This is a genomic window from Thermodesulfobacteriota bacterium (genome assembly GCA_040756475.1).
In the GTDB taxonomy this organism is placed as follows: domain Bacteria; phylum Desulfobacterota; class Deferrisomatia; order Deferrisomatales; family JACRMM01; genus JBFLZB01.
Genome location: JBFLZB010000090.1, coordinates 1 through 18,586 on the forward strand (window position 1 = coordinate 1; position 18,586 = coordinate 18,586).

At 70.5% G+C, this 18,586-nt stretch carries 18 protein-coding genes; all 18 read left to right on the plus strand.

Going from position 1 to position 18,586, the window contains the following annotated elements:
- Positions 1 to 682 (plus strand): ribonuclease HII (locus AB1578_13650; GenBank protein MEW6488946.1); only part of this gene is annotated, 682 nt, incomplete at its 5' end.
- Positions 679 to 1,038 (plus strand): YraN family protein, encoded by a 360-nt coding sequence (locus AB1578_13655; GenBank protein MEW6488947.1) that lies wholly within the window; start codon positions 679 to 681, stop codon positions 1,036 to 1,038. The genes AB1578_13650 and AB1578_13655, both read left to right, overlap by 4 nt.
- Before the next feature lie 88 nt (positions 1,039 to 1,126).
- Positions 1,127 to 3,574, plus strand: a complete 2,448-nt coding sequence (gyrA, locus tag AB1578_13660) for a DNA gyrase subunit A (GenBank protein MEW6488948.1) — start codon at positions 1,127 to 1,129, stop codon at positions 3,572 to 3,574.
- A gap of 219 nt (positions 3,575 to 3,793) precedes the next feature.
- Positions 3,794 to 4,852 (plus strand): type IV pilus assembly protein PilM, encoded by a 1,059-nt coding sequence (gene pilM, locus AB1578_13665; GenBank protein ID MEW6488949.1) that lies wholly within the window; start codon positions 3,794 to 3,796, stop codon positions 4,850 to 4,852.
- Complete coding sequence (locus AB1578_13670) at positions 4,849 to 5,400, plus strand: PilN domain-containing protein (protein MEW6488950.1); 552 nt, start codon at positions 4,849 to 4,851, stop codon at positions 5,398 to 5,400. The genes pilM and AB1578_13670 overlap by 4 nt, the downstream gene beginning before the upstream one ends.
- Positions 5,401 to 5,403: 3 nt before the next feature.
- A complete protein-coding gene (locus AB1578_13675) occupies positions 5,404 to 6,048 on the plus strand; it encodes a type 4a pilus biogenesis protein PilO (protein ID MEW6488951.1) in 645 nt (214 codons plus the stop codon).
- Between the two features lie 151 nt (positions 6,049 to 6,199).
- Complete coding sequence (locus AB1578_13680) at positions 6,200 to 6,592, plus strand: pilus assembly protein PilP (protein MEW6488952.1); 393 nt, start codon at positions 6,200 to 6,202, stop codon at positions 6,590 to 6,592.
- Positions 6,593 to 6,651: 59 nt separating this feature from the next.
- Positions 6,652 to 9,294, plus strand: coding sequence for a type IV pilus secretin PilQ (pilQ, locus tag AB1578_13685; protein ID MEW6488953.1), 2,643 nt, complete (start codon positions 6,652 to 6,654; stop codon positions 9,292 to 9,294).
- Positions 9,294 to 10,481 carry a chorismate synthase gene (gene aroC, locus AB1578_13690; GenBank protein MEW6488954.1) on the plus strand — a complete coding sequence of 396 codons (1,188 nt, stop codon included), beginning with the start codon at positions 9,294 to 9,296 and terminating at the stop codon, positions 10,479 to 10,481. The genes pilQ and aroC overlap by 1 nt, the downstream gene beginning before the upstream one ends.
- Entirely contained in the window at positions 10,466 to 10,984 is a 519-nt protein-coding gene (locus AB1578_13695) for a shikimate kinase (GenBank protein MEW6488955.1), read from the plus strand. Before aroC ends, AB1578_13695 begins: the two co-directional genes overlap by 16 nt.
- Entirely contained in the window at positions 10,981 to 12,078 is a 1,098-nt protein-coding gene (aroB, locus tag AB1578_13700; GenBank protein ID MEW6488956.1) for a 3-dehydroquinate synthase, read from the plus strand. The genes AB1578_13695 and aroB overlap by 4 nt, the downstream gene beginning before the upstream one ends.
- Positions 12,075 to 13,199 (plus strand): vWA domain-containing protein, encoded by a 1,125-nt coding sequence (locus tag AB1578_13705; protein ID MEW6488957.1) that lies wholly within the window; start codon positions 12,075 to 12,077, stop codon positions 13,197 to 13,199. Before aroB ends, AB1578_13705 begins: the two co-directional genes overlap by 4 nt.
- A gap of 19 nt (positions 13,200 to 13,218) precedes the next feature.
- Positions 13,219 to 13,872 (plus strand): hypothetical protein, encoded by a 654-nt coding sequence (locus tag AB1578_13710; GenBank protein ID MEW6488958.1) that lies wholly within the window; start codon positions 13,219 to 13,221, stop codon positions 13,870 to 13,872.
- A 76-nt stretch (positions 13,873 to 13,948) separates the two neighbouring features.
- On the plus strand, positions 13,949 to 16,426 hold the full coding sequence (locus AB1578_13715; protein MEW6488959.1) for an Ig-like domain-containing protein: 2,478 nt from the start codon (positions 13,949 to 13,951) through the stop codon (positions 16,424 to 16,426).
- Entirely contained in the window at positions 16,426 to 16,950 is a 525-nt protein-coding gene (locus AB1578_13720; protein ID MEW6488960.1) for a tetratricopeptide repeat protein, read from the plus strand. Before AB1578_13715 ends, AB1578_13720 begins: the two co-directional genes overlap by 1 nt.
- Positions 16,943 to 17,293 (plus strand): hypothetical protein, encoded by a 351-nt coding sequence (locus tag AB1578_13725; protein MEW6488961.1) that lies wholly within the window; start codon positions 16,943 to 16,945, stop codon positions 17,291 to 17,293. Before AB1578_13720 ends, AB1578_13725 begins: the two co-directional genes overlap by 8 nt.
- Complete coding sequence (gene aroQ / locus AB1578_13730) at positions 17,290 to 17,736, plus strand: type II 3-dehydroquinate dehydratase (GenBank protein ID MEW6488962.1); 447 nt, start codon at positions 17,290 to 17,292, stop codon at positions 17,734 to 17,736. The genes AB1578_13725 and aroQ overlap by 4 nt, the downstream gene beginning before the upstream one ends.
- 11 nt (positions 17,737 to 17,747) lie before the next feature.
- On the plus strand, positions 17,748 to 18,586 hold an 839-nt coding region (locus AB1578_13735; GenBank protein ID MEW6488963.1), incomplete at its 3' end, for a M24 family metallopeptidase.

Consider the following 18,586-nt stretch of genomic DNA (forward strand, 5'->3'; position numbering starts at 1 on the left):
CAGGGGCCGGCCCGCCCGCCAACCCGGGCGGCCGGCCGGGTGTCTGGGGCTTCCCGCCCGGGAAGCCCATGCCCGTGGCTACCGCCGGGTCTGCGGGCTCGACGAGGCCGGCCGGGGCCCCCTGGCGGGGCCCGTGGTGGCCGCGGCTGTGGTGTTCGAGCCGGGCACCGAGATCCCGGGGCTCGACGACTCCAAGCGTCTGGTTGCGGCGGCCCGGGCACGGCTGGAGCCGCTGATCCGTCGCGAGGCGGTGTGCTTCGCCGTGGGCGCCGCGAGCCCGGCGGAGATCGACGCCCTCGACGTCCTCCAGGCGAGCCTGCTGGCCATGAGCCGGGCGGTCGCCGCTCTCGGCGCCCCCCCGGACTTCCTCCTCGTGGACGGAAACCGGCCCCTTCCCTCCAGCATTCCCCAGCGCACGGTGGTAGGGGGCGACGGCCTCTCCACCGCCATCGCCGCCGCCTCGGTGTTGGCCAAGCAGCACCGCGACGCCCTGATGGACGCGTACGCCCGGGAGTACCCCGGATACGGATTCGAGAGCCACCGGGGCTACCCCACCGCCGACCACCGGGAGGCCCTGCGCCGACTCGGCCCCTGCCCCATCCACCGGCGCACCTTCCGGGGGGTGTGCCTCGCTCCGGGGGTGCTCGTGCAGACCGAGCTCTTCCCCCCCCAAGCTCCATGACGAAACGCCTGGGCGACCTGGGCGAGGAGCTGGCGGTCCGCCACCTCGAGTCCCTGGGCTACCGGATCGTGGCGCGCAACTACCGGTGCCGCCTCGGAGAGCTCGACTGCGTCGCCGTGCACGGCCGCACGCTGGTCTTCCTGGAGGTCAAGGCGCGGCGCTCCGACGACTTCGGCGGCCCCCTCGAGGCCGTGGACCGGCGAAAGCGCCGCCGCATGACCCGGCTCGCCCGCTACTACGCGCTCCAGCACGACCTGGGCGACGTGGCCCAGCGCTTCGACGTGGTGGCGGTGTGGCTCGAGGGGGGGAAGCCGCGGGTCGAGGTGTACCCTAACGCCTTCGAGGCGGAGGAGTAGCACGCCAGGATCCAGCACTACCTTATGACCCGCCCCCCATCTGTGGTACAAATCGCCGACCCCGTGAACCACGCCCCCGGGAGGGACCATGCACACCCGTTCGAATCTGCTCCCCATCGCCATCGAAGAGGAGATGAAGCGCTCGTACCTCGATTACGCCATGAGCGTGATCATCGGGCGGGCGCTCCCCGATGTGCGCGACGGCATGAAGCCGGTGCACCGGCGCGTGCTCTACGCCATGCACGACCTGGGGAACCGCTGGGACAAGCCCTACAAGAAGTCCGCCCGCGTGGTGGGCGACGTCATGGGCAAGTACCACCCCCACGGCGACGCGGCCATCTACGACACCATGGTGCGGATGGCCCAGGACTTCAGCCTGCGCTACCCCCTGGTGGAGGGGCAGGGAAACTTCGGCTCCATCGACGGCGACGCCCCCGCGGCCATGCGCTACACCGAGGTGCGCATGGCCAAGCTGGCCGGCGAGGTCCTCGCCGACATCGACATGGAGACGGTGGACTTCATCCCCAACTACGACGGCTCGCTCTCCGAGCCCGTGGTCATGCCCTCGCGCTTCCCTAACCTCTTGACCAACGGCAGCTCGGGCATCGCCGTGGGCATGAGCACCAACATCCCACCCCACAACCTGGGAGAGCTCTGTGACGCCCTGATCCTGCTCATCCGTCGGCCCGAGACGACCATCGCCGAGCTCATGGCCGTGCTCCCCGGACCCGACTTCCCCACCGGGGGCTTCATTTACGGCATCCGGGGAATCCACGAGGCGTATACCACGGGCAAGGGGCTCCTGCGGGTGCGGGCCCGCACCGAGGTGGAGAGCCACCCCCGCTCGGGGCGCGAGGCCATCATCGTCACCGAGGTGCCCTACACGGTGAACAAGGCCAAGCTCGTGGAGGAGATCGCCGAACTGGTGCGGGACAAGAAGATCGAGGGCATCTCCGACCTGCGCGACGAGTCCGACCGGGAGGGGCTGCGGGTGGTGATCGACCTCAAGCGGGGGGAAGATCCCCGGGTCGTGCTCAACCAGCTCTACAAGCACAGCCGCATGGAGGTGGCCTTCGGGGTGAACCTGCTCGCCATCGTGGGCAACCAGCCCCGGGTCCTCACCATCAAGGAGGCCCTGGGCCACTTCCTCGACCACCGCCGGGAGGTCACGGTCCGCAAGACCCACTACCGGCTGCGCAAGGCGCGGGAGCGGGCCCACCTGCTCGAAGGGCTCAAGATCGCCCTGGACCACCTGGACGCGGTCATCGCCCTGATCCGCCGGTCCCCTTCGCCGGCCGAGGCCCGGGAAGGGCTCATGGCCGAGTTCGCCCTGTCGGAGCTCCAGGCCAAGCACATCCTGGACCTGCGGCTGCACCGGCTCACGGGGCTCGAACGGGAGAAGATCCTGGAGGAGTACCGGGAGACCCTGCGCCTGATCGAGGAGCTCGAGGCCATCCTCGCCGACGAGCGCAAGGTGCTCGAGATCCTGGTGGCCGACTTCGAGGAGATCCGGGCCCGGTACGGAGACGCACGGCGCACTGAGCTCGTGGCCCACACCGAGGAGATCACGGTCGAGGATCTGATCGCCGAGGAGGAGATGGTGGTCACCATCTCCCACACCGGGTACGTGAAGCGAAACCCCGTGTCCCTCTACCGCAGCCAGCGCCGGGGGGGGAAGGGGCGAATGGGAATGGCCACCCGGGAGGAGGACTTCGTCGAACACCTCTTCGTGGCCAGCACCCACACCTACATGCTCTTCTTCAGCGACCGCGGCCAGGTGTACTGGCTCAAGGTGCACGAGATCCCGCTTGCAGGCGCGACGGCCCGGGGCAAGGCCATCGTGAACCTCCTGCCCCTGGAGCCCGGGGAGTCCATCACCGCCTACCTCCCGGTGAAGGAGTTCCGGGAAGGGGCCTTCGTCCTCATGGCCACGCGCCACGGCATCGTAAAGAAGACGAGCCTCATGGCGTTTGCCCGGGCCTGGAAGAACCGGGGCATCCAGGCGCTGACCCTCGACGAGGGCGACGAGCTCATCGCCACCCGTCTGACCGACGGCGAGCAGGACATCGTCCTGAGCACCCGCCAGGGTCTGGCGATCCGCTTTGCGGAAGCAGACGTCCGCCCCACCGGCCGCACCAGCCGCGGTGTCAAGGGCATCGAGCTTCAGGAGGGGGACGAGGTGGTCTCTGCCGACGTGATCCGAGCCGGCACCACGCTGCTCACGGTCACGGAGAACGGCTACGGCAAGCGCACCGGGCTCGACGAGTACCGCCGGCAGTCCCGGGGCGGCAAGGGGCTCATCACCATCAAGACCACGGCCCGCAACGGCAAGGTGGCCGATGTGCTGGCGGTGGAGGAGGCCGAGCAGGTCATCCTCATCGCGAGCAGCGGCAAGCTCATCCGCACCGCCGTCTCGGGCATCCCGGTCATCGGGCGCAACACCCAGGGTGTCAGGCTCTTCGGCGTCGAGCCCGGGGAGACCGTGGCGTCCCTGGCCCGGGTGGTGGAGGAAGAGGACGGGGAAGAGGAGGCGTGAGGAGAAAAGTTTTTCACTCGTAGACGCTCAAGTCGCGCGGGGCGGCGTCCGATACGGCTTCCGTAGCGTGAGCGCCCGGGTCTTTCTTGACACATATAGGTCGCCCTTATAGGATTTGCGCCGATTTTCGCGGAAATTGGCGCCCATCCGCCCGGGGGCATCCGAAGGGTTCCCGGGCCCGTGGCATCTCGCGCCTCCCTCGCCCAACAGGAGAGCTGCATGGCCTTCTGGAAGCCGAACAATCTGGTGGGGCTCGACATCGGGAGCCACTCCGTCAAGATCGTGGAGCTCAAGCACCACAAGAACGGGTTCGAGCTCAAGCACTTCGGGGTAGCCCAACTGCCCCCCGAGGCGATTGTGGACGGCGTCATCATGGATTCGGCCGTCGTGGTCGAGTCCATCCGCAATCTCGTCGCCAATCTCAAGCTCAAGAACAAGAACGTCGCCACGTCCGTCTCCGGTCACTCCCTCATCATCAAGAAGATCCAACTCCCCCTCATGACCGAGGCCGAGCTGGAAGACCAGATCCAGTGGGAGGCAGAGCAGTACATTCCGTTCGAGATCGACGAGGTCAACATCGACTTCCAGATCCTCGGGCCGCTCCTCGATGAGGAGGGGCAGATGGAAGTGCTCCTAGTCGCGGTGAAGAAGGACATCATCAACGACTATACGGCCGTCATCGCCGAGGCGGGGCTCGTGCCGCAGGTGGTCGACGTCGATGCCTTCTGCCTCGAGAACATCTTCGAGGTCACCTGCCCCGAGTACCTGGACAAGACCGTGGTGCTGATCGACGTGGGGGCCAGCATCATGAACATCAACGTCCTCAAGAACGGGGTCAGCACCTTTACCCGCGACATCACGGTGGGCGGGAGCAACTTCACCGAGGAGATCCAGAAGGAGCTCGGCGTCGGCTACGAGGAGGCCGAGGTGCTCAAGCTCGGCGGCCGCTCCGACCGGGCGGGCCCCGCCGACGTGCTCGACGTGCTGCGTCTCACCACCGAGAACCTGGTGCTCGAGATGCAGAGATCGCTGGACTTCTTCAGCGCCACCTCGGCCGAGGAGGAGATCCATCGGATCTTCCTCTCCGGCGGCTCCTGTCGCGTACCGGGGCTCGCCATGGCGGTGGAGGAGAAGGTGGGCATCCCGGTGGAGATCCTCAGCCCCTTCCGAGGCGTCCACGCCCCCGACAAGCTCTTCGACCCCGACTACCTGGAGGCCATCGGACCGGTGGCCGCCGTCGCAGCGGGTCTCGCGCTGCGGAGGACGGACGAGCGATGATCCGGATCAACCTCCTCCCCGTCCGCGCCGAGAAGAAGCGGGAGAGCCTGCGCCAGCAGGTGGTCCTGGGCGTCGCGGTGCTGGTGCTCCTGGGCATCGGGATCGGGGCCGTGCATGTCATGCTCACCAACGACATCGCAGACCTCCAGACCCGCATTGCGCAGCGCCGGGCCGAGATCTCCCGGCTCCAGGGGATCATCGGCGAGGTCCGGGAGTTTCGCAAGAAGAAGCGGGAGCTCGAGGAGAAGATCGAGGTCATCGCCCAGCTCGAGGCCCGCCAGCGGGGGCCCGTGCGGGTGCTCGACGAACTGGCCCGGATCGTGCCCAAGGAGATCTGGATCGAGAAGCTCAAGGACTCCGGCGGGGCGCTTTCGCTGGAGGGCTTCGCCATCGACAACCAGACCATCGCCCGGTTCATGACGAGCATGGAGGCGAGCCCCTGGTTTCGCGGGGTGCGTCTCGAGGTGACGCGCCAGGTCGCCAAGGGGGGCGTGAACCTCAAGGCCTTCACGATCCGAGCGTCCGTAGCCTACAGGGAGGCGGGGTGACCCATGGCCGCAGCCGTCGACACCTATCTCAAGTGGTCGGGGCGCAAGAAGGCCCTGGTCTGGGTGGCTCTGTGCGCCGTCATCGGCGCGGGGTACTACTTCGCCCTCTTCCAGCCCCGCCTCCAGGAGCTGCGCGGCCTCGAAGCCCAGTACGACAAACTGGGTCAGGAGCTGCGCGAGAACCAGGCCATCGCCGACAACCTGCCCCAGGTGCAGGAAGAGGTGCGCCGTTTGGACGAACGGCTCACCGAGGCCAAGAAGAAGCTCCCCGAGCAGGACGAGATCCCGACTCTCCTCCAGAAGATCAGCGACCTGGGCAAGGAGGCGGGGCTCGAGTTCCTGCTCTTCCGTCCGGGCACGCCGGTGCCGAAGGATTTTTACGCCGAGGTGCCCCTGGAGCTCCAGATTTCCGGCACCTACCACGACCTGGCGACCTTCTTCGACAAGGTGGGGCGGCTGGATCGGATCGTCACCATCGAGGACATCGATTTCGGGGTTCCCAAGGCGACCCCAGGAAGTCTCAAGCTCACGGCGAGCTGTCGGGCGGTAACCTTCAAGTTCATCGACGCGCCTCCGCAGACGGCTGCGGCGCCTGGCAGGCCCGGAGCCCCCCGGGGAGCTCCGGCCCAGAATACGGGAGGCAGGTAGAATGCGCGCCTCGTGGAAGACGGCGATGTGGGCGGGGCTCGCAGTGCTGGCCGCGTGCAGCGGCGGGACCCCCCCACCAGCATCCCCGCCGGCCCCAGCCGCTCGCGCTCCCCAAGCTCCTGCAGCGGCACCCGCGCCGGCGGCCCCCGCCGTGACAGAACCGGAGCCGGCTTTCTCGTACCAGCCTGCCGGCCTGCGCGACCCCTTCGAGCCCTTCATCCGGCTCGACGAGCCCAAGACCAAGGCGAAGCCCCAGGTCTTCGTCCCCCGCACGCCCCTGCAACGGTATGCCCTGGAAGAGATTCGCCTGGTGGGGGTCATGTGGGCCGAAGGGGGCCGATCCGTCGCGCTGGTGGAAGACCCCGAAGGAAAGGGCTATGTGGTCTCCGGCGGCGTCCTGATCGGCGACCGCGGGGGCCGGATCATCGGAATCCGCCCCGACCGCGTGGACGTGGAGGAGCGGTTCGTAGACCTGTTCGGTGAGGAGAACGTCAAGGTGATGACCATGACGCTGCGGAAGCCAGAAGGCGAGGTGAACCCATGAGGCGGTGGGCGAGGATTCCTTCCCCCCGAGGGGCGACGATGGGACGGCGAACAGTGCGAGTGGTCCCCCGAACAGCCTCCGCGAAGCTCGCGACCCTGGTGGTCCCGATGGTCCTGGCGCTCCTGGCCGGCGGCTGCGCGTCGTGGCAGCAGTCTGCGGGGGTGCCGCCGGCCCAGGCCCCGACGGCGGCGGCGCCTGCTCCCCAGCGCACGGTGATCCACGACGTGCAGGTTTCCGCCGCGGGGGAGGAGACGCGCATCCACCTCGCGTCCAGCGGGCCGCTGCGGCACCAACTGGCGGCCGGGGGAGATCCCCGGACCGTGGAGCTCGACCTCTTCGACGTGATCTTCGAGGGTCTCCCGCCCCAGTCCCTGGTGCAGGACGGCACCGTGGACACCGTGACCTTCCGGGCGCTTCCCGGGGGCGCCGGCCGGGTGGTCGTGCGCCTGGCGAGGGCGGGCGATGCCCGGGTGGAGCCGGGGGAGGGCGGGCTCGATCTCGTGGTGCGTCTGCGCCCGGCGGCTGCCGCGGCTGTCCCTGCCCCCCGGGCCCCGGCGGTGCCGGCCCGCGGGCCCCTCGCCCGGCTCCTGCCCGGCGGTTCGGGCGTGACCTTCGAGTTGGGTGAGGAAGCGGACAACCTGAGCGCCTTCCCCCTCTCCGACGGCATGCGGCTCGTGGTCGACGCCGAGGGCGTCGTTCTGCCCGAGGCACAGGTCACCGAAGAGCTCCCGCACGGTCCCGTGGCCCGGGTCCGCATCGGCCGTCGCCAGGAGGGCGGCATCCGGGCGGTGCTCGAGGCGCGCCAGCCGGGCGCCTTCGACGGACATCGGCTCGAGCGCACCCCCGGCGGCTTTGCGGTGCTCTGGTCTTCTGCCGCCGCGGCCGCGCCGGCGGCGCCCCCAGCGGCAGCTCCCACCGTCACCGTGACCCAGGCCCAGGCCCAGTTCCCTACCGCCGACGCATCGCTGCCCGGGGGAGGCCGGGTGGTGGACCTGGGTTTCCGGCAGGAACCCGCCCAGAGCTTCGTCGAGGTCGGCCTCTCCGCTGCCGCACCCTACGAAGTGACCGAGGCCACCGGCGAGCGGGTCGTGCTGGACCTTCGCAAGACCGCTTTGCCCGAGAAGTTCCGCCGTGCGCTCGACACCTCTGCCTTCCCGGGTCCGGTGAACCTCATCGCGGCCTACGAGCGGGGGGCCGACCTGCGGATCGTGGTCGACCTGCGCCGGCCGGCGCCCTACCGGCTCCTGCGCGAGGGCGACCGCCTGACCCTGGCCTTCGAGGGTGGGAGCGGGGATGTGCGTCCGACCCAGGTGAGCCAGGTTCGGGACGGCGGCCGCGAGATCGTGGTGATCGAGGGCCGGCCCGAGGGGGCGGTCCAGGCTCCGGGTGTCACCCCTTCGCCAGGTGCCCCGGCGGCAACAGCGGCAGGGGGCGCCCCCCGGTTCTCCGGGCGCCGCCTCTCCATGGACTTCGTGGACGCCGACATCCGCAACGTACTGCGCATCATCGGCGACGTGAGCGGTCTCAACGTGGTGGCCGGCGACGGGGTGACCGGGAAGGTGACGGTGCGCCTGGTGGACGTGCCCTGGGACCAGGCCCTGGAAGTCATCCTCAAGACCCGGGGTCTGGACCAGGTACGGGAAGACAACGTCATCCGCATCGCGCCGGCCGAGCGGCTGGCCCAGGAGAAGGCCCGCGCCCTCGAGGCGGAGAAGGCGGCCGAGGAGAAGGCGCCGCTGGTCACCGACATCATCCCGGTGAACTACGCCATGGCCAAGGAGCTCTCGGACAAGGTGAAGGCGGTCCTGACCGAGCGGGGCACCGTGTCGGTGGACGAGCGCACCAACGCGCTCCTCATCAAGGACGTGGCCGAGAGCCTGGGGGAGGCGAGGACTCTGGTGGCGCGCCTCGACACCCAGACCCCCCAGGTGATGATCGAGGCCCGCATCGTGGAGGTCTCCTCCACGTTTGCCCGGGACCTGGGCATCCAGTGGGGCGGCCGGTTCACTGCCGATACGGCACGGGGCAACGCCACCGGGTGGGCCTTCCCCCACTCGGTGGGGGTCCAGGGGGCCACCGGCACCCAGAACTTCGCCGTCAACTTCCCTGCCCCCGTGGCGGCGGGAACCCCGGGCGGGGCGCTGGCCATGACCCTCGGCCACATCAACGACGTGCTCACCCTCGACCTGCGCCTCTCGGCCATCGAGAGCTCGGGCAAGGGGCGGGTGCTCTCCTCGCCCCGGGTCACCACGCTGGACAACAAGACGGCCGAGATCAGCCAGGGTATCGAAATCCCCTTCACCACGGCCACGGACACCCAGATCGAGACCCAGAGCATCGACTACAAGCTCAAGCTCAACGTGACGCCCCACGTGACCGCGGACCGGTCGATCATCATGAAGATCGACATGACCAAGGACGCGCCCTCCACCACCTTCGTAGCCGTGGACTCGGCCACTCCGGCCAAGGAGACCCGGGCGGCCACCACCGAGGTGCTGGTGAGGGATGGGGAGACCACGGTCATCGGCGGCATCATCACCGACACCCGGAGCGACATCGAGACCTCGGTGCCCTTCCTCGGGAAGATCCCCTACCTGGGGGCCCTGTTCCGGCAGAAGTCGAACCGGGTGGACAAGACGGAGCTGATCATCTTCATCACGCCCAAGATCGTCAACGTCCAGGCCGTCGCCCGGAACCCCTGATGGCCCTCTCGTACCGCACGGCGGGGGAGTCCCACGGCCCGCTGCTGGCGGCCGTGGTGGAGGGGCTGCCCGCCGGCGTGCCGGTGGAGCCCTCGGCCATCGACCGGGACCTCGTGCGGCGGCAGCAGGGATACGGCCGGGGGGGGCGGATGGCGATCGAGGCGGACCGGGCAGAGATCCTGGCCGGCGTGCGCTGGGGCAGGACCACGGGCGCCCCCGTGCTGCTCACGGTTCGAAACCGGGACTGGGAGAACTGGGGTGCGGCCCTGAGCCCGCTCGCCGAGCACCGGGGCGCCATCCCGCCTACGACCGAGGCGCGGCCCGGGCACGCAGACCTGGCGGGATGCCTTCAGCGGGATCTCTCCGACGCCCGGGACGTGCTCGAGCGCGCCAGCGCCCGGGAGACGGCGGCCCGGGTGGCCGCAGGGGCCCTGGCCAAAGCCCTTCTCCACGAGGTGGGCATCGAGGTGGGCTCGTTCGTCACCTCGGTGGGGCCGGTTTCGTGCCCCTGGGAAGGAGACCTTCCCTTCCTCCACGCCCGGGCCGAGGCGGCCAGCCTGCGCATGCCCGACCCGGACGCCAACGCCCGGGCCGAGGCCCGGGTGGACGAGGCGCGGGAAGGGGGCGACACCCTGGGGGGGACCTTCGTGTGCTTCGCCACCGGCGTTCCGGTCGGCCTCGGCACCCACGCCGTGTGGGCCGACCGGCTCGACGGACGCCTGGGGCAGGCGCTCCTCTCCATTCCGGCCATCAAGGGCGTGGAGGTGGGCCTGGGCTTCGAGGCGGCCCGGCTGCCCGGCTCCCAGGTGCACGACGAGGTCCTGCCCGGCGGGCCGGGAGACGGGCGGCGGGGAGGCGTGCGCCGCAGCACCAACCGGGCGGGGGGCCTGGAGGGAGGCATCACCAACGGACAAGAGCTCTGGGTGCGGGCAGCCATGAAGCCCATCCCGACCCTCATGCGGCCCCTGCGCACGGTGGACCTCGCCACCGGCCGGCCCGTGCTCGCCTCGAAGGAGCGAAGCGACGTGTGCGCCGTGCCCGCCGCCAGCGTGGTGGGAGAGGCGGCCCTGGCCTTAGAGGTGGCCCGGGCCCTCCTGGAAAAGTTCGGCGGCGACTGCCTGGCGGACCTCGTCCAGGGACTCGACGCCTACCTCGAACGGATCAACCGCCGTTGGACGACGTCGTGATCCTCACGGGTTTCATGGGCACGGGCAAGTCCGCCACGGGTCGGCTCCTGGCCCGGGAGCTCGGGTGGGACTTCCTGGATCTGGACGAGGAAGTGGAGCGGGCCGCGGGCAAGAGCGTCGCCCGGGTCTTCGCCGAGGAGGGGGAGGCGCGGTTCCGGGAGCGGGAGGCCCAAGCCCTCTGCCGGGCCCTCACCCGGACCCGGCTCGTGATCGCCACCGGCGGGGGCGTGCTGGGGCGCGAGGAGAACCGCCGCAGCCTCGCCGGGCGGATCGTGGTGAACCTGGATGCTTCGGCCGAGGAGTGCCTGCGCCGGGTGCGCAGGAGCCCCGTGGAGCGGCCCCTCCTGTCGGGTCCCGACCCGGAGGCCGCGGCCCGGCGCCTGTGGGAAGAGCGCCGCCCCCTCTACGCCGCCGTTCCGCGCCGGGTCGACACGACCGGCAAGACCCCCGGCGAGGTGGCCCGCGAGATCCGGGAGCGGTTCCTGGGGGAAGGGGCGGCGTGAGATCCGTGCGGGTGGCCCTGGGGGAGCGGGCCTATGAGGTGGCGATCGGAACAGGGCTTCTGCTCCATCCCGAAGGGGCCGGGGCCGCGGCGCAGGGGTTGCGGGGGCGGGGGGTGTTTGTGGTCTCGGACCGCACCGTGTGGCCGCTGCACGGGGCGGCCCTGGAGAGTGGGTTGGGGGCGCTGGGGGTGTGGGTGCTCGGGCGGGCGCTCCTGGAGCCGGGCGAGGCCCACAAGGACCTGGCGAGTCTCTCGGGCCTCTGGGATGCCTTGGTGGAAGCCCGGGTCGAGCGCGGCGACGCCTTGGTGGCCCTGGGGGGGGGAGTGGTGGGGGACGTGGCGGGGTTTGCCGCCGCCACCTACCGGCGCGGGGTCGACGTCTTCCAGGTGCCCACCACGCTGCTCGCCATGGTGGATTCGAGCGTGGGGGGCAAGACCGGCATCGACCACCCCCGGGGGAAGAACCTCCTGGGGGCGTTCCACCAGCCCCGGGGGGTGCTGGCGGATCTGGCGACCCTGGCAACGCTGCCCCGCCGCGAGGTGCTCTCCGGGCTGGCGGAGGTCCTCAAGGCCGCCCTTCTGGTGGATCGGGAGCTCTTCGGCCAACTGGAGGCCCGGGGGCCGAAGCTCTTGGAGGACCCGGAGGCCCTGGAGGACGTGGTGGCACGCGCCGTGGCCATCAAGGCGCGGATCGTGGAGGCCGACGAGGGGGAGACCGGTACCCGGGCGCTCCTGAACCTGGGGCACACGCTCGGCCACGCCGTGGAGACCGCCGCGGGGTATGGCGCCTATACCCACGGCGAGGCGGTGGCCCTGGGACTCGCGTTTGCCGCCCGGCTCTCCCGGGAGACGGGCCGCCTGGCCGACCCGGACGCGGAGCGGGTGCTCCGGGTGCTGAAAAACTGGGGCTATGCCCTAACGACGCCGGCCGCACTCGCCGAAAAGGTCATGCAGGCCCTTCGGTTCGACAAGAAGAGCGCGGGCGGCGAACCCCTGTGGGTGCTTCTCCGGGGCATCGGAGAAGCCGAGTGGGGCGTCCGGGTGCCCCCCGAGATCCTCGAGCGCCTCCTCCGGGAGGACCAGGTGGACCCATGAACGCGAAAACGACCCGATCGATCCTGCGCCGCATCCCCCTTCTCCTGGCCGCCGCGGCCCTGTGGTGCCTGCCCGGGTGCGGCGTGGACGAGAGCTCCCCGTCTCCCGCGCTCCAGGGTGAGCCGGTGCAAGGTCTGCCCCGCCCTGCCTTCGTGAACCCTGCCGATTCTCAGGTCACCCGCCTGGAGCTCGCGGCCAGCGGGGAGTTCGACGAGGCCTCGGGGGAGGCGCAGATCTTCGCCGTAGTTCGAGACCAGGACGGCAACTCGCTCCTGGATTTCGATTTCAACGTCTACAATTTTACGGTCACGCTGAACCCGGGCAGCGCACCCCTCACGCTGGATCCGGCCGTCACCCAACTGGGGCGCGACACGGTGGGAGACATTGTCGTGGCCCTGGTCATCGACTCCAGCGGATCCATGGACGCCGTCACCGAGACCGGCCAGACCCGCATGCAGGTGGCCAAGGACGCGGCCAAGCTCTTCGTGGGCCTGATGCAGCCGGGGGACCGCACCGCAGTCGTGGACTTCAGCAGCGACGCCCGCACCGTACAGGCGCTCACCGACGACCAGACCCTCCTCAACACCGCGATCGACCAGTTCGCCGCCACAGGGGCCACCAACATCGGGGCGGCCGTAGGGGAGGCCGTGCGCGCGGTGGGGAACCGCCCCGGACGGCGGGCCGCCGTCCTCCTCACCGACGGCGACGACACCGTGGATACGGTCGTCGGCGGCCCCGACGTGTGGCTCAACAACTCCGCGAGCTCCCGCTTCCAAGCCTTACAGCTCGCGCAGAAGGCCGGGTTGCGCGTGTACACCGTGGGCCTCGGCGACGGCCTCTCGGAGCAAGGGCTGGCAGACTTGCGCGCCTTTGCCGACGAGACCGGGGGGGAGTTCTTCCCCGCGCCTACCGCTGCGAGCCTCAACACGGCCTTCAGGGAGACGATTCCCGGAGAGCTGGCCCAGCTGCCTCCCCAGGAGACGTTCGTCCTGAGCTTCCAGAGCCCTATCGGCTCCAGGCCCGGCAAGAGCGTCGACGTGCCCTTCCGCCTCGCCATTCTGTATGCCAACGCCAACGGTACCCTCGGTGACAAGACCTCCGGAGCCTATCGGGTTCCCTAGCCCCAGGAGCGATGGAGCCATGCGTAGAACGCGGATCGCCCTTTGTCTCGCCGGTCTCCTGCCCTTCCTCTTCGCCTGCGGGGAGGATGACTTCCAGGCCGGCAACCGCCTCATCGTCGAGAGCATCACCGACGAGGGGGGGGCCAGTACCCCCATCTACAATGCCTTCGAGAAGACCGACGACTCGGGCACCGACGGCGACCTCGCCGTGGTGGACCCTGACGGGAGCCAGGGGGATGGCTTCCCGGACGTGGGCGAGAATGTGCTCGAGCTCATCAGCGACGACCGGGCGATCATCACACTGCGCAACGAGGCGAGGCTCGGGGTGGACCCCGGGGTGGACCTCCACCTGATTCGCATCGACTTCACCTACCGGGATGCCAACGGGGCCACGCGCGACTTTGCGCCGAAGCGCTCGGTGACCGTGAGCGGCACGATCCCGACCGACAGCACGGGGGAACTCACGGCGGTTCTCATCCCCGTGGAAATGAAGCTCAACGGACTGCGGGGCATCTTCCTCTTCGGCACGCCCGAGGAGGTCGCGGCCGTGCGCCAGTGGACGGTGATCGTGGACGTCTTTGCGCGCGACATCCGAAACGACGACCTCGTCCACGCCCAGGCCCGGGTGGGCGTGCGGTTCATCAACCCCCTGGTCGAGCAGGTTTCCGAGTAGCAGGCACCCCGCAGCCGGCACCGTGCTCCGGTTGCCCCGCGCCCGGGGCCGCCGAGTTCGCCGAGGAGAAGAGGCAATGCGACACGAGCATCCCACGCGCTGGAGTCGGCTCCTCACGAGCCTGGCCCTCGTCCTGGCCTTGGGGGGGATCTCCGGTCTGACCGGCTGCGGCTCGGAAGACTCGGTCTCCCTCCCGGGGATCACCCAGCCGCCCCCGGACGACGGCGGGGGAACCCAGCCCCCCCCGGCCGGTCAGCCCCAGGTGGCCCTGGCGAGTCCCAATCCCACCGCGATCACTGCGGGAGCCGCCGGGTCCGTAATTGCGGCCACCGTGCGCGACGCCGACGGTGCCCCGGTGGCGGGGCAGAGCGTCGCGTTCACCGCGAGCCCCTCGACCGTAGGCCAGCTCAGCGCCGCCACGGCCGTGACCAACGCTTCCGGAGTCGCCCAGGTGACCGTGACGGGCCTGCGGGCCGGCACGCTGAGCGTGACGGCGCGGGCGTTGGGGGTCACGTCCGCCCCGGTCGCCGTCACGGTGCTGGCGCCCCTGGTCACTGTGGCCCTCTCCCCGGCCGACGGGCGCATCTCGGCGAGCCGGCCCGACGGCGCCGGCGCTACGGTCACCTTTACCGTCACCGACCAGGACGGCACCCCCCTTGCGGGGCAGACCGTGAGCTTCGCCACGACGCTAGGTGTCCTGGATGCCGCCGGCCGGAACACGGACGCCGATGGCAAGGCTTCCGTCAAGGTGACCAGCGAAGCGGCGGGCCAGGCCGGCGTGACCGCGAGCGTTCTCGGGGTGTCCACTGCCGCCGCGGTAGTGACGGTCCTTCCCTCGGCCCTCCAGGTTCCCGTGACCGTGACGACCAGCGCCAACAAGATCCCCACCAACGGCACCGCCACCATCACGATCCGAGCGACCGACGAGTTCGGGAACCCGGTCAACGAGGCCTTCGACGTGGCTGCTGTGCTGCTCGGGACCACTGCTTCGACCGGGAACCTCTCCCCCGCTTCGGTCCAGCTGGCCAACGGCCAGGGTACGGCCATCTTCACCCCCACCGAGCAGGGTGTCGCCCGCATCCGGGTGAGCCGGCAGGGGGCGCAGGTGGGCGCAGTGGACGTGTCGGTCGAGCTTGTGCTGGCGGGGGAGCCTGCCCGCATCGAGTTCACCGTGGACCCGGCAGAGATCGCGGTGCAGGGGGGCGGCGGCACCCAAAGCTCGGCCATCCAGATCCGCGTGCTCGACGTGCTGGGCAACCCGATCCAGGACGGCTTGGCGCCCAACAACCTCCAGGTCGAAATCCTCCAGGGACCAAACGGCGGGGAGAGCCTTGACGGCCTGGCCCGCCTTCGCCAGGTGCGCACCCTGAGCACCTCGGGGGGGCAGGCCCGGGTGGAGCTCCAGAGCGGCGTCCGACCCGGCACGGTGCTCGTCGAAGTCCGGGTCACCAAGGATTCCCTGGGTCGCGACCTCACGGTCCCCCTCCAGGCCACGGTTCCCCAAATCACGATTCGCTCCGGTCCTCCGGCGAGTCTCTTTCTGACGCCGTCCAACGCCATCCAGAGCCCGGGGCTTCGCGGGAACGGGTCGATTACACACGACTATCTGGCCTTCGTTTCCGATCTCTGGGGCAACGCCGTGCCCGAAGGGACGATCGTCTTCTTCAGCCAGTTCCTGAACATCAAGAGGGAGTGCCGCAATCGGCAGGTCTTCGACCCGCTCAACCCCGCGGCCGTCAACGGATTCATCGCGGAGACCTGCGTGGGCGCGGCAGCCGGCAGCATCGCACCGAGCACAAACCCGCTCGACCCGAGAGCCACCTTCGTCAGCGGTAGCGTCCCGTTCGACGGGGTGCTGGCGGGGGACACTCTGGTCGTCATCACCGAGGACAACCCCAACGGCTATGGGGGATATCGGGTCAGTCAGGTACTGGACGCCTTTACTCTGCGCCTCGACGGCGACGTGGCCGTGGGTGCCTCCGGCCTGGAATGGGCCGTCGGGAACAACGCCAACTTGGGCGGAGGGGTGTTTACCACCGAGGGAGAGGCTGCCACCGTCGGCGGGGTCGCCCGCTGGTCCAACACCTACGCCGGGGAGCTCGTGAACAGCCCCGCCTACATCTTCGCCGAGGCCGAGGGAGGCGCCCAGGGCCACGGACGGTTCTTCCGCCTCGCCTGGCGGGCGGACACCACCATCGAGCAGCTGGCGGGCCCCCAGGACGGCGACCGGGTCGGCGCCACCGCGACCCAATTCTTCGCGTTCTTCTTCGAGGACTCCTCGCCTCCAACCCCCTACGCGATCCCAGGGCTGCGGACGAGTGTTGCCGCTACCGACGGAGACTTGGAGGTAGTAGCCGGATCCATAGCATTCGAGGATCCGACCACGGGCACCCTGACCCTGGAGACCTCTCCCCGCGTCATCTCGACGGGGGACCCGGGCGGTGTCATCGCGTTCCAGTGGAGCCCTCCGGACCCCGTCGCGGTGGGACAGGAGTTCACGCTGGTCGTGGCTGGAGGCGGGGCGATCCGGAGAATCAAGCTGACCATCCAGTGATGCACTCAGAGGCGGCGGCCCAGCGCCTGAGAGACCTGCGCGAGAGCGGCGATTCCGCCCTCGCCCCCCTCTGGATCGAGGCCCTGCCCCCCGAGGAGGCGCTGCCGGAGCTCTTCGGGCGCACCGAGCCGCTCTGCCGGCTCCAGCGGGCGCGGCTGTTGCTTCGGGCGGGGGGAGCGGGGAAGGCGCGGGACATCCTGGAAAGCGTCGAGGCGCTCCCCCCGGGGCTCGAGGCGATCCGGGCCGAGCTTCTGGCCGAGGCGACATCGGCGCCTGCGGAGGTCGAGGAAGGCAGGGGGAGCGAATCCCTGGCTTCCCGTACCCTGGCGGAGCTCCACGCCCTGCAGGGGGATCGGGAGACCGCGGCCGCCCTCTACCGGGAGCTCCTGGCCCGGGAACCGGGTGACGAGGAGCTACGGGAGCGCCTGCGGGAGCTCACCGGCGCGCGGCGCGCCCGCCCGGAAGCGGCGCTGGAGGAGTGGCTGGAGCGGGTTCGGCAGTGGAGGAGCGTGCGCGGTGTCTGACTTTCCGTCCCAGATGGAGGCCCTGGCCCGAGACGCGGGGGCCCGCGCCGCCGTGGTGCTGGAGCGGTCGGGCATCGACGTGGCGTCTTGGGGCGACGCGGACTCGGAGACCGCGGCCGCGGAGTTCGGAGAGCTGTGGCGGCAGCTCCGCACCGCTGGTGCCGTGCGGGCGCCGGGGGAGCTGCGCTCCCTGGAGATCGTCGGGTCGGAGGGAGCCTGGGTGGCGGTTCCCGTGGGGGAGGATTACGTGGTGGCCCTCCTAACGGGGCCGGGGACTGCGCCGGGGCGCGCCCGGTTCTTCGCTGCGCAGTGGGCGGCCGCCCACCGGGGGGAGTTCGCGTGAGAGTCCTGGTACTGCACGGCCCCAACCTGAACCTCCTGGGCGCGCGGGAGCCGGGGGTCTACGGGGCCCTGGGCCTGGCGGACATCGAAGAGCGCCTGCGGGGAGTGGGCAAGGAGCTTGGCGCGGAGCTCGAATTCTTCCAGTCGAACGCGGAAGGGGCTCTGGTGGATGCGATCCAGGGCGCCCGGGGCCGCTTCGACGGCATCGTGATCAACCCCGCCGCCTACACCCACACGAGCGTCGCCCTGCGGGATGCGCTTCTCGCCGTAGGCCTCCCCTTCGTCGAGGTCCACCTCTCCAACGTGCATGCCCGGGAACCCTTTCGACGCCGGTCCCTCCTGGCCGACGTCGCCGTGGGGGGCGTGTGGGGATTCGGGCCCGAGAGCTACATCCTCGGCCTCCGGGGCCTGGCGGCCCGCCTCTCCGCCGGCGCCGGCGGATAGGGGGCTGCCCGATGGCGCCCCGAGGAGCCGCAGGGTATGCTGCCCGGGCTGCCGCGGCCCAGGCGCTTCTGGCGCGGGAGCGCCTGGACGCCCTGCTGGTGCTCGATCTCCTCAACGTCCGGTACCTCTGCGGGTTTACCGGCTCCAACGGTCTCCTGGTCCTCCTGCCCGGCCGGGGCGTCTTCTTCACCGACTCCCGGTACACGCTCCAGGCCCGCCAGGAGACCCGGGGGGTCGAGGTGGTGGAGGCGGCGGACCTGGATCGGGCGGCAGCCGCACTGCTCGGCCAGGTGGGAGCCGCCTACGCGGGCTTCCAGCCCACGAGCCTTACGGCAGCCCGGCGCGGGCGCCTGGGCCGACTGGTGGCGGCCGATCTGGTGGAGGTGGGTTCGGGCGTCGACCGCCTGCGGGTTCGAAAGGGCGAGGACGAGGCCGGCAAGCTCACCGCCGCCGCCCGCCTCGCCGAAGAGGCCCTGGCCGCCGCGGCGCACCGGCTCCGCCCCGGGGCGACGGAGGCGGAGGTCGCCCTGGCCTTCCAGATCGCCTGCCTGGAGCGGGGCGCGGAGGGGCTTTCCTTCGACACCATCGTGGCGGGCGGCCCCCGGGGGGCCCTGCCCCACGCGCGGCCCACCGACCGCAGGTTCCGGGAGGGCGACCTGGTGGTCGTGGACTTCGGCGTCCGGCTGGACGGCTACTGCTCGGACGAGACCGTGACCCTGCCCGTGGGCCCCGTCGACAACGTGGACGAGCGCGCCCGAGGGGTGTACGAGATCGTCTACCAGGCCCAGCGGGCGGCCCTGGAGGCTCTGCGCCCGGGAGTGCCCCTGGCCGACGTGGACCGGGCCGCCCG

Coding starts and splice junctions, on each gene's coding strand:
- gyrA (MEW6488948.1), top strand. CDS start 1,127: ATGCACACCCGTTCGAATCTGCTCCCCATCGCCATCGAAGAGGAGATG.
- AB1578_13705 (MEW6488957.1), top strand. CDS start 12,075: ATGAACGCGAAAACGACCCGATCGATCCTGCGCCGCATCCCCCTTCTC.
- AB1578_13710 (MEW6488958.1), top strand. CDS start 13,219: ATGCGTAGAACGCGGATCGCCCTTTGTCTCGCCGGTCTCCTGCCCTTC.
- AB1578_13655 (MEW6488947.1), top strand. CDS start 679: ATGACGAAACGCCTGGGCGACCTGGGCGAGGAGCTGGCGGTCCGCCAC.
- aroC (MEW6488954.1), top strand. CDS start 9,294: ATGGCCCTCTCGTACCGCACGGCGGGGGAGTCCCACGGCCCGCTGCTG.
- AB1578_13675 (MEW6488951.1), top strand. CDS start 5,404: ATGGCCGCAGCCGTCGACACCTATCTCAAGTGGTCGGGGCGCAAGAAG.
- pilM (MEW6488949.1), top strand. CDS start 3,794: ATGGCCTTCTGGAAGCCGAACAATCTGGTGGGGCTCGACATCGGGAGC.
- AB1578_13715 (MEW6488959.1), top strand. CDS start 13,949: ATGCGACACGAGCATCCCACGCGCTGGAGTCGGCTCCTCACGAGCCTG.
- AB1578_13720 (MEW6488960.1), top strand. CDS start 16,426: ATGCACTCAGAGGCGGCGGCCCAGCGCCTGAGAGACCTGCGCGAGAGC.
- AB1578_13670 (MEW6488950.1), top strand. CDS start 4,849: ATGATCCGGATCAACCTCCTCCCCGTCCGCGCCGAGAAGAAGCGGGAG.